A 12,639-nucleotide genomic window follows, 5' to 3' on the forward strand; every position below is an offset into this window, starting at 1 on the left:
TCAAACTCATAACTCCTGATTTTATTTAGTTAAGCGCGTGCTAGTAAGGGAGCAGCAGCTAGTAAGGTTTTGGTATAAGGGTGCTGAGGATTAACAAAAATACTTTTTGTCAGACCAAGTTCGACAATTTTACCGCCATTCATCACGGCAATACGATCGCACAAAAATCTCGCTAACCAAAGATCATGAGTAATGAACAGATAAGTTAACTCAAACTCTTCCTTTAATTGCAACATCAAATCCAGCACTTGCGATTGCACGCTGGCATCTAACATACTCACTGGTTCATCGCAAATGAGAAGTTTAGGGTGAGTAATCAAAGCACGAGCGATCGCAACTCGTTGCTGTTGTCCACCAGACAAATCTGATGGATAACGCTCATAATAAACTTTTGGCGGTGTTAACCCAACTTTCTCTAACATCCACAAAACCTGTTCTTTTGCCTTAGCAGGATTGACAATATTATGGATAAATAAAGGGTCAGCGATACTTTCTCCCACTGTCATCGCTGGATTGAGACAAGCATGGGGATCTTGAAAAACCATTTGTATTTGTCGTCGTGAGGAGCGAATTTTTTGACGCGACAGTTTCGTTAAATCCTGTCCTAAAAACTCAACTTTGCCACTAGTGGGACGAATTAGTTGCAAGATTGTTCGTGATAACGTACTTTTACCACAACCTGATTCCCCGACTAAGCCGAGAATTTCTCCTGGATAAAGATCCAGGTTGATACCATCTACTGCTTTAATTGTCTGCGCTTGTGTATTAAACAGTCGTTCGATAAAGTTAGGTTCTATGGTGTAGTATTGCTTCAGTTCTGTAACACTCAAAATTGGGGATTTATGATTAATAATCGGTAATTGCTTTTCTGCGTCATTGACAATTATCAATTCCCCACTATCTTTTACTGCTTGAATGTGTAAAGCTGCTTTTAAGAGCGATCGCGTGTATTCATGTTGAGGGTGTCTAAATACGGTTTCTGTAGAACCCATTTCGACTATCTTGCCGTTGTACATAACCCCAATGCGATCGCAATACTCAGCCACCATTGCTAAATCGTGAGAAATCAGCAGCAATCCCATGTTTTCTTCACCGCACAGGCGAGTTAATTCTTGCAATATCTGCGCGGAGACGGTGACATCTAAACTGGTGGTGGGTTCATCGGCAACAATCAACTTGGGGTTGAGGAGTAAAGCTAAAGCGATCGCTACCCGTTGGCGCATTCCACCGCTAAACTCATGAGGATACTGATTCCAGCGACTGGCTGGAATATTCACCTTTGCCAAGGTAGCAAGTGCTTTTTCTTTGGCTGATCGCCTTGATAATTCTGGTGAGTGCGCCTGAAGGGTTTCGATACAATGCTTACCAATCGTCATCAACGGATCAAGACGTGTCATCGGATCTTGAAAAATTAAGGCGATCGCTTCTCCTCGAAACTTCCGCAACTGGTTAGGCATCAAGTCAAACACCGACTGTCCTTGAAATGTTACCCGTCCCTCAATACGACTAGAGGCTGGTAGTAAACGCATTACTGCCCGTCCGATAGTTGACTTACCACAACCTGACTCTCCCACCAATCCCATTCTTTCACCTGGTTGTAAAGTGAAAGATACATCATCAACTGCCCAGCTTGCTTCTTCTCCACTCCGCTGAGGATAGGCAACTTGCAGATTTTCGATACAGAATAAGGCTTCACTCATATTTAGTTATCAGCCCTGAGCTACCAGCTTTTATAATTTCAAATTTAAGATAGTCTATCAGATTAGTATTAGACCTCCGTTGTACGAACATCTTTATTGTCTTAGCGTAGGCGTAGCCCGCCGTACCCCACGGGGAAGCAAGCTACGCGTAGCGCGTTGCCCTGAGCTTGCCGTTCGCGGAGCGTCTCGTAGAGAACGGTCTCCAAGAGTTGGCATCGCCTTTATGAACTAGGACTTACGCACTGAAAACCTGAAACCTCGATCCCCCCTTAAAAAGAGGGGGATCTGAAAAGCCCCCTTTTTAAGGGGGTTGGGGGATCTCTTCTGCGTAAGTCCTATGAACGACAGTTTTACAATAAAGACGTTACTTAATAAAGGTTCAGCTGATTAATTCACCCATTTGTGCGAGGTAATTAGTAAGTGAATAAGTGTATTTTGTTTGTAATCAGACCAACACAAGATGGTTTGAAGCAGCATTCACGCAACCAATGTATCAATCATGTTAAACCTGATATTTACCAGATGTATAAAAATCAAACCCTTAATAGTTTCAACAGCTTTTTTCCTGGCTTTACAGACTTCTGTCAAAGCTCAACAAGTTTTTCCAACTTTGACTCCAACGCAAGCTCAACATTTATCCCGTGACTTGGTTCCATTTAATTCTCAAGACTTTTTTAGGCAAGGAAATGATTCGATTCAGAGAGAAATTCAAATTCTTAGGCAAAGGCAACTGCGCTCAATTAAACCTGTTCTTAAGATTGATTTAGTACCGCAGATTAAAAAACCACATACCCAGCAAAAACTCTAATATCTTATTATTTAAGTAAGAATCATCATCCTTCTATGACACCTTATAATTCAGCGATCGCTACTTCTTATACTGTTAATTCTTGAGCTATAGCACCTAAAGCACACCTAGAGGCTTCACAATCACTATGCTCTGCTCCCTATTAACAGAGTTTTTGTGTTTTCAATAAACTTTGCAACACAATTTTACAATCTTAATCGTCTAGCAAACTCATCAACGCCTGAATTTCAACGTCTTGCCCCTCTGACAATTGATACTGTAACTTTAATAATTCATTTTGTAATGCTTCTGCTACATAGAGCATATTAGCTTCTTCTGCAATTTTTAGCTGATTTTCTTTAATTTTGATTTGTTTAAGCAAGTTGTTTTCAACATGAATTGAATTGTAATGTTGAGCAATCATACCTTTACATTTCTTATCAATCTAGAGAGTGCAATTAAATTTACCACCTATGTATTATTCCACACTTATCTCATTTTTTAAATATCTGGTGATTTAATGGGAGCATCTCAATAAGTACAAATATACCAGATGACAAACAAGACTCTTGCTGCCTCTGGGAACCCACGGAGAGGGTTGGGGTGAGGTTTTTCAAGGCTTTTTACACTCATTGAGATGCTCCCGATTTAATCTTGATTACTCGTAGTGTTTACGGGTATGACGTTTCTTCTTGCCTGAGTACTATAGTTTCTGTTTTTCGGGGTTTTTGAGGGATGAAAGGACACACCTCAATGCCATTTTGAGCAATCCTCGTAAGAAGGAAACTTTTAACGATAAATCCTCAAACAACAAAATTGCATAGTTTTTTCCACACATCCATTCTGAATAGTTTGGAAATATTGGCTTAATATACCATGTCCATATTTTTATAGGCTTTTACAAAAATGAAATTCATGATATAAGATTGTTTTACTTAGTGTTAATTTTTAGATAACACACATTAACTTGTTTGTTATTTTACCGAGTCTTGTAAGTCTGTTAAAGATTTTTTTGTGAACAGTATGAACTTAAATATGAAGAGAAACATTTTTACATTGGTAAAAATTATATCTACAATCCTTATAACAAGCGCAATTGGATTAGAATCGTGGAATATTTATGCAGTAATAACTAATAGTAATCTACCAAGCAGCCTTAATCCAATTTTTTGGATTGAGCGTTTTGCCATGACGAGTCATTTTCTTGAAAGCATTATAGCAGCTTTTTATGCACCTTCAAGAAAAAAGATGCCAATAAAATATGCTACTTATACTTTTTTTGTAGGCACAATTGCGTTGTTAGAACTGTTCTCTCAAGAGAATGACTATTAAGGCTTCTACGCCTTGAAAGTCCAGGATTACGTTTTATTTGTTTTGATAATAAGTCCTCAGTTTTATTCCCAGCTCTAGCACTAACACTTCGCAAAGACTCTAATACTTTTTGACCAGTTCTCTTTCGTCCCTCCGGTGATACTATCTCTGATAAATTAGGTATTTCGACTTTTTCTGTACTATCAGTATCAACCTTGAGGTTCCCTATATATTTTTTAGCCCATTGTTGTGCTACAGATTCAACAACTGTCTTATTTCCTTCACTAGAAACTGATTTAAATGATTTACTGGAAACTCTTTCACAATAGCTAGTACTTTATATATCCCCATAAAGATACTCTTGTTATAAATAGTAACATTAATTTAGCGTTGATATTTTTATACAAAGATTAGTATTATAATTTTATGTATGACGGCTATAGAGTGTTTTAGTGTTAATGTATACATCTGTCTGATTAAATAATAAAATTTTTTATAAACAAGTATTATTACTGATAAAATTAGTAAACAAGTTTAAGTAGATAGGTACGAAAGCACCCTACGTACAAAGGTAGTAGGATATGAAATCTATGCTACTAAGCAGAAGTCAGCTGCGGGGATTTCGTAATATCGGTTACAGGTAAATCTGACAGGCAGAAGGGAGTATAGTTTGTAAAGTTAGCTTTTTACTGAAATTTTAGTTTGACACTAAGGAATTAAAAAATGTCCACTAATACTGACATAGTTGCTTACGTTGAAGAAAGTGAATTTGATATTGTTTTAAATGGAAGTGAAGAGAAAGTTGTTGTTGTTGATTTTACTGCCACTTGGTGTGGCCCCTGTCGCCTGATCAGTCCGTTAATGGATCAACTCGCCGAGGAATACAAAGGTCGCGCCAAAGTCGTTAAGGTAGACGTTGACAGCAACAAGCCGATTTTCAAAAAATTCGGTCTTCGCAGTATTCCGGCGGTTTTAATTTTCAAAGATGGTATTTTAGCAGAAACTATCGTGGGAGTTTCTCCTTACGAACAGTTTAGCGACGCTGTTCAGAAGCTTCTTTAGCTAATTCGTAGTGACGCTTGATAGCGTCCCTTGCGCGTCTGGTAGAGAAGTGTTAGTGATAGCGACGAACGAGCGTCTGACTCGCTATCAGTCACGTTCCAGGTAAATTTCGCAAACGCTGATCCAAATGAGTCCGGTCTGCCAAAACCTTTAACAGCGGGCCATGTGAGGTAAATTCTACAATACTGACCGAAGCAACAGGGCATCCTAAACGAAAACGGAAGCGTCCCACATCAATCCCTAGTAAACTAGACAGAATAATTCTGATAGTTGCCTTGTGGGAAACTACTAACACATTCCCACTGCTGTGGAAACGCTTGATTTCTTCAATTACCTGCATAGCGCGAGAAGCAATTGTAATTGCTATTTCTCCATCAGTTGGCCCATTCCAAGCTGGATCGGCTAACCAGCGAATATAATCATCGTGATATTCACGGCTAATTACTTCTGGCGTTTTTCCTTCCCACTTGCCATAGTTAATTTCTTTTAAACCATCTCTGAATTGTGGCTCCATCCCTATTGCTTCACATAACGGTTTTGCTGTCAATATAGTTCGCCGCATTGGACTAGAAAATATTGCTGTCCAAGGTGTAGAACTATATGCGTCTGTAAAAGCCTTTGCCATCTCCAATCCTTCTGGCGTAAGTTCTGAGTCTATGGAACCGCAAAAGGAATTATTACGACTGCATTCCGTCTGTCCGTGACGGAGGAAATAAATAGTTAGGTTCACGGTATATTGTCATGAATTTTAAATTTCAGAGCGCTAACAATCAAATGTAATTGAAGATAGTTAATGCCCGTGCCATAATACTACAATTTTGTGATATTTTAAATAATTTTCAGATTGGGTAAAGTTGCGTCACCGCTAGCATTAGCGACGTAGGAGCGTCACAGCTCATCGTAGATATCGCCACTCAGTAGGTATTGGCGCAGCACCCGATATAAAATAAATTTTAAAGGCGATCGCTAGTGTTTAATCTGTGCGATCGCCTTTTATAATTCTGGCTTCATTTTTTTAAATTGTGAAAATTGTAGAGACGTGATTAATTACGTCTCTACAAAAATTATACCAATTAAGCGATCTTGTATTCTCTAATCCTTGCTCAGATTATCTGAGAAGACTTGAGCTTGCCTCTTGAACACTTTATATTTTTTTGCAAAAATCGGATATATCCAATTTATATCTCTAGAGCTTTTGCAAAAAACTAAAAAAGATTAGTCAACCTTTTTCTTCACATTATCTTTTACGTCTTCAATCCCGTGACGTACTTCGCTTTCAGCTTGCTTGGCTTTACCTTCGGCTTTATCTTTTGGATCTCCGGTAATTTCTGCTGCTGCTTCTTGAACTTTACCTTCAACATTTTTAGCAGTTGCTTTAGCCCGTTCTTCTAAGCTCATTTGAAACTCCTTACTTTTATGTATGGTAAGTTCATTCCAAAGCTGTAAACTAACTTTGAAATCTTTTGTTCTTACCTCTATACAATAGCTTAAGATTTTTGCTAAAGCCTTCCACCACAAGGCAGATTAAACAATTTGTAATTCGTAATTCGTAATTTGTAATTAAAAAAGGTAGTTGTAGTAAGCATTCTGGCTGTTGGTTGAATACAAAAAAAATAACTAGAGCTTAGTTACCTATGCTAAAAGACATAGAACAAGTACAAATATCGTAATCTCTACTTTTGACTGTTTAACTAAAAAAACCAGTTCCGTACAGAAACTGGGTTAATAAAGTTATGGGGATATTTTTTGTCTAATCTAGAAAACCCATCAGGCTTTCAGAATTGTCCGTCTCATTTGATGCTATCGGACGGTTACCGAATGTTGAGTAGCTTTCATCAATTACCAATAAACTTGAGCCAATTGGACGAATACCAGAGAGATTAATACTTTCAACAACTTCAAATGTATTAGCACCAATTGGACGAATACCCATTTCATTATAGGTTTCAACTACTTCCAAGCTACTAGTGGTAACGGGACGCACCCCAGCAATTGAAAGTTTTTCAGCAACTTCTAAGTCGCTAGGACCTATGGGACGAACTCCAGCAATGGCGAGTGGTCCAGAAGATCCCGATAATGGCTGTTCAGTAACTTCCTCGACTTTATCTGCATTCAAGCTCTGGTCTAGTTGATTTTCAACTTCCTCTGTAGTTTCTTTTGGAGACTTGGCATTATTTTGCCGAGAACTGGTTGCTTTACCAGCGCTGCTAATAGTCATAAACGAATACCTCTGGTTTGTTAATTGAATTTTACAATAATTAAGGAAAGGTGAAATTTTTTCCCATATATCTTAGAGTTTAACCTTAAAAAACCTCATATTGATATAAGTATCTTTGAAACTGATACATAAGTAAAATTAAATTATTAAGTTTTGTAAAAAATTATTACTATTTATTTAGGCTAACTCAGCCAGCTACAATAAATATAGGCTGAAATCGTCACCATAAGATCGGGTATTTCCAGCAAAACTGTATGACAGAATTTTGTCTTCAAGCTCCCTTTAGTCCCACAGGCGATCAACCACAAGCGATCGCCCAACTGACCGCTAGTATCCAATCAGGGAATCGTTACCAAACTTTATTAGGAGCCACTGGAACTGGTAAGACATTTTCGGTAGCAGCAGTTATTGAGAAAATTGGCAAGCCTACTTTAGTTCTGGCGCATAACAAAACCCTTGCAGCACAGCTTTGTAACGAGTTGCGGGATTTCTTTCCCAACAACGCAGTTGAGTATTTTGTCAGCTACTACGATTATTATCAGCCAGAAGCGTATATTCCCGTTACCGATACTTATATTGAAAAAACGGCAGCGATTAATGATGAAATTGATATGTTGCGACATTCAGCGACGCGATCGCTTTTTGAACGCCGTGATGTCATTGTCGTTGCTTCGATTAGTTGCATCTACGGTTTAGGAATGCCAGCAGAATATCTGAAAGCTGCCATCCCTCTTCAGATAGGTATGGAAGTAAATCAACGCCAAATTTTACGGGATTTGGCAAATGTTCAATATAGCCGCAACGACATAGAAATGGGTCGGGGAAAATTTCGTGTCCGTGGTGATGTCTTAGAAATTGGCCCAGCTTATGAAGACCGGATTATTCGCGTCGAATTCTTTGGCGATCAAATTGACGCGATTCGCTACATTGACCCGGTGACAGGGGAAATTCTCAAAAGTTTGTCAGCAGTAAATATCTACCCTGCACGTCACTTTGTCACCCCAGAAGAACGGTTAGAAGTAGCTTGTCATGATATCGCAGCCGAGTTAAAACAGCAAAAATTAGATTTAGAACAAGCTGGCAAACTATTAGAAGCGCAACGCATAGATCAGCGTACACGTTATGACCTGGAAATGCTGCGCGAAGTAGGTTACTGTAACGGCGTCGAGAACTATTCCCGTCACCTAGCAGGAAGACAAGCTGGAGATCCCCCAGAATGTCTAATTGATTATTTTCCTAAAGATTGGCTATTAGTTATCGATGAATCTCACGTTACCGTACCCCAAATTCGCGGTATGTACAACGGTGATCAAGCTAGAAAAAAAGTATTAATTGAACATGGATTTCGTCTTCCTAGTGCTGCTGATAACCGTCCTTTGAAAGCAGAAGAATTCTGGCAAAAGGTGAATCAGTGCATTTTTGTTTCAGCAACTCCAGGCAATTGGGAATTAGAAGTTTCTGAAGATCATGTAGTTGAGCAAGTAATTCGACCAACTGGGGTGATTGATCCAGAAATTTCTGTACGTCCCACAGAAGGACAAATTGATGATTTATTAGGAGAAATTAAAGATAGAGTTGACCTCCATGAGCGAGTGTTAATTACCACATTAACTAAGCGGATGGCGGAAGATTTAACCGAGTATCTGCAAGACCACAGTATTCGAGTGCGGTATTTACATTCGGAGATTAATTCAATAGAGCGCATTGAGATTTTGCAGAACTTGCGCGAAGGTACATTTGATGTATTAGTTGGGGTAAACTTGCTGCGGGAAGGTTTAGATTTACCCGAAGTTTCCTTAGTAGCAATCATGGATGCGGATAAAGAAGGTTTCTTGCGAGCCGAACGTTCCCTAATTCAAACTATTGGTAGAGCCGCGCGTCACATCCGGGGACAAGCGATTATGTATGCTGATAATTTGACAGGCAGCATGATTAAAGCCATTGATGAAACAGACAGGCGGCGTGGAATTCAAATGGCACATAATCGACTGCATGGAATTACACCGCAATCGATTATCAAAAAATCAAGTAATGCGATTTTGTCTTTTTTAGATGTGTCTCGGCGGTTGAATGCAACTGATTTGAAAGTCGTAGATGAACATATTGATGAATTGCCATTAGAACAGATTCCCCAATTGATTACCGTGTTGGAAGCGCAGATGAAAGAAGCCGCGAAGAAACTGGAATTTGAAGAGGCGGCAAAATTGCGCGATCGCATTAAGCATCTGCGGGATAAAATGCTAGGACGTTAACGTGAATCTTATACTCACGAATCAGCAATGGCGTTGCTGATTCCATGTATGAAAATGATTTTGCATAATACTAAAATCCTTGTAGAGACGTACTACTGCTACGTCTCTCTATCCAGATTCATACTTCAATTCAGTAACGCCTCAGCAATTAGCTGCACATAAAGGTTATTCCGTCAAGGTTTGGGTGAGAAAGCGCTCAACTTGCCAGCAAGAAGCGATAATGGATAAGATGCGATTTACGTTTTAACAGTGTGGTAGCCATGACTGAGTTACTTGAGCGTGCGATCGCCCAACTAAAAACTCTACCTGTTGCCGAACAGGATGCGATCGCTGCTCGTCTCCTGGCCGAGATAGAGGATGAGCGGGCATGGAAGGCTCAATTTGAATCTACAACAGATGCTCAGTGGGATCGTCTAGCTGATATGGTACGGCAGGAAATTGCTGCTGGTGACATCACTCCTTTAGGTGACGTTTTCCCTCTGAGCAATGAAGTCAAGTGTTACGAAGGTATTTCGCAAGAAACTTGATGAGGTTCCTGCATCAGTTCAAGAACAAGCTGCCAAAGCCTATGCCCTTTGGCATTCAGACTCTTACCACAATAGTCTTCAGTTCAAACGAGTTAGCCAGCGCCAACCAATCTATTCGGCTCGTATTAGTTTAGACTACCGCGTTCTTGGCTTGTTGCAGGATGATCACATTTACTGGTTCTGGATTGGCGCACATGCAGAGTATGATGAACTGCTTCAGAAATTGTAGCGCCAGCAGCCTAACCGTTAGCTTCTCCATGCGCGTAGGCGTAGCCCGTCGTAGACATCGCCAGTCAAGCATCTACGGGATAAAATACTTGCTTAGAATAGTGCAGTTTGAAACCGAAGCCAACCGACAATTTAATAAATGATCGACGAGGATGCTAGACGCAGCGAGAAATATATAGTTTGAGGTTTAAATGCACAGTGGAAAGCAGATTTAGGAGGGTTACTTGCTAAGATCGAGAACAGTTATACACATTTTTTGTTATCAATATGAGACAGGTAATCGTGTATCGAGATGAAGATGGCTACTGGATTGTAGAGTGTCCCAGCCTAAAAGGTTGTCTTAGCCAGGGTAAGACTAAACAGGAAGCGCTTTCCAATATCAAAGAGGCGATCTCAGGTTACATCGCCGCGTTGGAGGAGGATGGCTTGCCTGTTCCAGAAGATAACTTTGAAACGTTTCTAGTACTCGTGTGAGCAAACTACCGAGCATTTCAGGAAGAGATTGCACCAAAGCCTTAGAAAAGGTGGGTTTTTACGAAAAGCGTAGGCAAAGTAGCCATATTATTTTACGAGGAGATGAACCGTTTGCTCAAGTTGTTGTCCCAGATCATCAGGAATTAGCTAAGGGTGCGTTGCGGGCAATAATTCGGGATGCTGATTTAAGCGTAGAGGAATTTATTGCATTGCTATAGGGCTGCACTGGCTGAGGCGATCGCAGGCACACACATCACCCTCTACGACGTGATGGACTATGTGAAGGCTCAATATCCGTCTAAGTTTATCCAAGGATTATTTGATCTAACAGAGGAACAAATTAACGTTGCTCTGGCTTACATTGAAACCAATCGTGCAGAGGTGGAAGCTGAGTATCAGCAAATTCTCAAAGAAGCCGAAGAACTCCAGCAATACTACCAAGAGCAAAATTGTGAGCTAGTTGCCCGAATTGCAGCACAACCGCCTAAACCTGGAACTGAAGCCGCGTGGGAAAAACTTCGGGCAGCGAAGGCAAAGCGCGAATCTAAGACATGATTTTTTTGATTGATCACAATCTCAAAGGTGATGTCCTAATTTTCTTTGGTGCGATCGCCAGTCATATCAAATCCGGTTAAATGCACACAGTTAAATTGTTATTTGTTTCTGGCCACCAGTGGTAATAAGTTAGACCACCAATTAAATCACGCTCGTTAGATAGTAGCTTGCAACGTTGAAATAAAACGGACTCTAGCTCATCTAAGGAATCAAATGACTGATTAGCGATCGCCTGATTCGTGACAGTCCATAACCGCTCTGCTGGTTGAAGCTCAGGGGAGTGTGAATGCATCAATATGTTCAATAGACCTCTTGCAAAAGTCCCAAAATCAGGAATGTCATTCTGAGCAGAACGCAGTGGAGAGAAGAATCTCACTACTCTGTTTCGCTCCGCTCAATATGACAATTTAAGCATTTATGCAAGAGGTCTAGTGTGTTGAAAGTCTGATTGAAATTGTGCTTGATATTGATATAGGACTTATACAGAAGAGATCCCCCAACCCCCAAAGGGGGCTTTTCAGATCCCCGTCTTTTTAAGGAGGGTTAGGGGGGATCGAGGTTTCAGGTTTTCAGTGCGTAAGTCCTATGATAGTTATCGAGGTGCAAGGCGAATCTTCATCCCGTAATGTGGTTAACTATTCGTTCATTGCGATCGCATTAAACATCTGCGAGATAAAATGCTAGGACGTTAGTGCTTAGTCAGGGTAGCAATCAAGATAACGCCCTTTTTTCGCTATCCTAAAAAAGTAAATCATTAAGAGATCGCGCCGATGGTTGCTTTACCTGACAACACTTTGATGAGTGCAGAAGAATATCTGCTTTGGGAACCCACCCAAGAGCAACGCTACGAGTATTGGGATGGCGAAGTTGTGATGATGAGTGGTGCTACACGCAACCATAATCGGATTTCTGCAAATTTCTTTAAGCTTCTAGATGATGCCCTAGCTGCTCGCTCCTGTGAAGTATACATTGTAGATGTAAAAGTGCAGGTAGAACCGGGGCAAAAGTATTTCTATCCAGATGTTGTGGTGACTTGCGATGAACGCGATGACGATCCACAATTGATACAATATCCCTGCTTAATTATCGAAGTGCTATCACCTTCAACAGAAGCAGCCGATCGGGGGAAAAAGTTTGCCAAATATCGCCAATCTCCAACCTTACAAGAATATGTCTTAGTACAAGTAGATCAACCGAGTGTAGAAGTCTTTCGGCGCAACGAACAGGGAAAATGGGTGCTCTCGGAGTATAATTTGCACGAGAGATTGCGACTAGAATCGGTGGATGTAGAAATAGCGATCGCCCATTTGTATCGACAAGTGCAGTTTGAAACCGAAGCCACCGAAAATTAAATATATGAGTGATGAGGATGCGTAGACGCGCAGAGGAATGTACTCAAAAGCCTAGAAAGCATCTGCGCCATAAAATGCTGGGACATTAGTGCCCGATCGCGGTTGCAATTTAGTACAAGTAGCGAAACTGGGTGTGGAAGTGTTTCGCGTTATATGGAGTTCCCTGGAACTCT

Annotated in this window: 16 protein-coding genes; 10 read left to right on the top strand and 6 right to left on the bottom strand. The window is 40.4% G+C overall.

What is annotated here, in order from left to right; all coding sequences use genetic code 11:
- Positions 1–29 precede the first annotated feature (29 nt).
- Positions 30–1,700 carry an ABC transporter ATP-binding protein gene (locus PUQ00_RS03090; protein ID WP_300413033.1) on the bottom strand — a complete coding sequence of 557 codons (1,671 nt, stop codon included), beginning with the start codon at positions 1,698–1,700 and terminating at the stop codon, positions 30–32.
- Positions 1,701–2,199: 499 nt separating this feature from the next.
- Between PUQ00_RS03090 and PUQ00_RS03095 the strand changes: the two genes are divergently transcribed.
- Complete coding sequence (locus tag PUQ00_RS03095) at positions 2,200–2,508, top strand: hypothetical protein (RefSeq protein WP_300413035.1); 309 nt, start codon at positions 2,200–2,202, stop codon at positions 2,506–2,508.
- Between the two features lie 193 nt (positions 2,509–2,701).
- Here the strand turns inward: PUQ00_RS03095 and PUQ00_RS03100 are convergent, their stop codons facing one another.
- Entirely contained in the window at positions 2,702–2,911 is a 210-nt protein-coding gene (locus tag PUQ00_RS03100) for a hypothetical protein (RefSeq protein WP_300413037.1), read from the bottom strand.
- A gap of 611 nt (positions 2,912–3,522) precedes the next feature.
- Between PUQ00_RS03100 and PUQ00_RS03105 the strand changes: the two genes are divergently transcribed.
- Together PUQ00_RS03105 and trxA are read left to right on the top strand one after the other, a co-directional pair.
- Positions 3,523–3,819: a hypothetical protein gene (locus PUQ00_RS03105; RefSeq protein ID WP_300413039.1), complete on the top strand. Its 297-nt coding sequence runs from the start codon at positions 3,523–3,525 to the stop codon at positions 3,817–3,819.
- Positions 3,820–4,521: 702 nt separating this feature from the next.
- A complete protein-coding gene (gene trxA / locus PUQ00_RS03110; protein ID WP_300413041.1) occupies positions 4,522–4,860 on the top strand; it encodes a thioredoxin in 339 nt (112 codons plus the stop codon).
- A gap of 91 nt (positions 4,861–4,951) precedes the next feature.
- Here trxA and PUQ00_RS03115 read toward each other — a convergent pair whose 3' ends face one another.
- The 3 genes from PUQ00_RS03115 to PUQ00_RS03125 all read right to left on the bottom strand — a co-directional run bounded on the left by PUQ00_RS03115 (position 4,952) and on the right by PUQ00_RS03125 (position 7,078).
- Positions 4,952–5,590 carry a histidine phosphatase family protein gene (locus PUQ00_RS03115; RefSeq protein ID WP_300413043.1) on the bottom strand — a complete coding sequence of 213 codons (639 nt, stop codon included), beginning with the start codon at positions 5,588–5,590 and terminating at the stop codon, positions 4,952–4,954.
- Positions 5,591–6,075: 485 nt separating this feature from the next.
- Entirely contained in the window at positions 6,076–6,258 is a 183-nt protein-coding gene (locus tag PUQ00_RS03120; protein ID WP_300413045.1) for a CsbD family protein, read from the bottom strand.
- 352 nt (positions 6,259–6,610) lie between these two features.
- A complete protein-coding gene (locus tag PUQ00_RS03125) occupies positions 6,611–7,078 on the bottom strand; it encodes a hypothetical protein (protein WP_300413047.1) in 468 nt (155 codons plus the stop codon).
- A gap of 254 nt (positions 7,079–7,332) precedes the next feature.
- On the opposite strand from PUQ00_RS03125, the gene uvrB reads away from it, so the two are divergent.
- The 6 genes from uvrB to PUQ00_RS03155 all read left to right on the top strand — a co-directional run bounded on the left by uvrB (position 7,333) and on the right by PUQ00_RS03155 (position 11,114).
- On the top strand, positions 7,333–9,330 hold the full coding sequence (gene uvrB, locus PUQ00_RS03130) for an excinuclease ABC subunit UvrB (protein WP_300413049.1): 1,998 nt from the start codon (positions 7,333–7,335) through the stop codon (positions 9,328–9,330).
- 260 nt (positions 9,331–9,590) lie between these two features.
- Positions 9,591–9,857 carry a hypothetical protein gene (locus PUQ00_RS03135; protein ID WP_300413051.1) on the top strand — a complete coding sequence of 89 codons (267 nt, stop codon included), beginning with the start codon at positions 9,591–9,593 and terminating at the stop codon, positions 9,855–9,857.
- A complete protein-coding gene (locus PUQ00_RS03140; RefSeq protein WP_300413052.1) occupies positions 9,817–10,086 on the top strand; it encodes a hypothetical protein in 270 nt (89 codons plus the stop codon). Before PUQ00_RS03135 ends, PUQ00_RS03140 begins: the two co-directional genes overlap by 41 nt.
- Before the next feature lie 266 nt (positions 10,087–10,352).
- Complete coding sequence (locus PUQ00_RS03145; protein WP_300413054.1) at positions 10,353–10,559, top strand: type II toxin-antitoxin system HicB family antitoxin; 207 nt, start codon at positions 10,353–10,355, stop codon at positions 10,557–10,559.
- Positions 10,556–10,777 (top strand): type II toxin-antitoxin system HicA family toxin, encoded by a 222-nt coding sequence (locus PUQ00_RS03150; protein ID WP_300413056.1) that lies wholly within the window; start codon positions 10,556–10,558, stop codon positions 10,775–10,777. Before PUQ00_RS03145 ends, PUQ00_RS03150 begins: the two co-directional genes overlap by 4 nt.
- Positions 10,778–10,829: 52 nt before the next feature.
- Positions 10,830–11,114 (top strand): DUF433 domain-containing protein, encoded by a 285-nt coding sequence (locus tag PUQ00_RS03155; protein WP_157816845.1) that lies wholly within the window; start codon positions 10,830–10,832, stop codon positions 11,112–11,114.
- A 76-nt stretch (positions 11,115–11,190) separates the two neighbouring features.
- Here PUQ00_RS03155 and PUQ00_RS03160 read toward each other — a convergent pair whose 3' ends face one another.
- Positions 11,191–11,406, bottom strand: a complete 216-nt coding sequence (locus PUQ00_RS03160; RefSeq protein ID WP_300413058.1) for a hypothetical protein — start codon at positions 11,404–11,406, stop codon at positions 11,191–11,193.
- A gap of 478 nt (positions 11,407–11,884) precedes the next feature.
- On the opposite strand from PUQ00_RS03160, the gene PUQ00_RS03165 reads away from it, so the two are divergent.
- A complete protein-coding gene (locus PUQ00_RS03165) occupies positions 11,885–12,466 on the top strand; it encodes a Uma2 family endonuclease (RefSeq protein WP_300413060.1) in 582 nt (193 codons plus the stop codon).
- Positions 12,467–12,639: the final 173 nt, after the last annotated feature.

The sequence above is a fragment of the Nostoc sp. S13 genome (assembly GCF_029379315.1).
In the GTDB taxonomy this organism is placed as follows: Bacteria; Cyanobacteriota; Cyanobacteriia; order Cyanobacteriales; family Nostocaceae; genus Nostoc.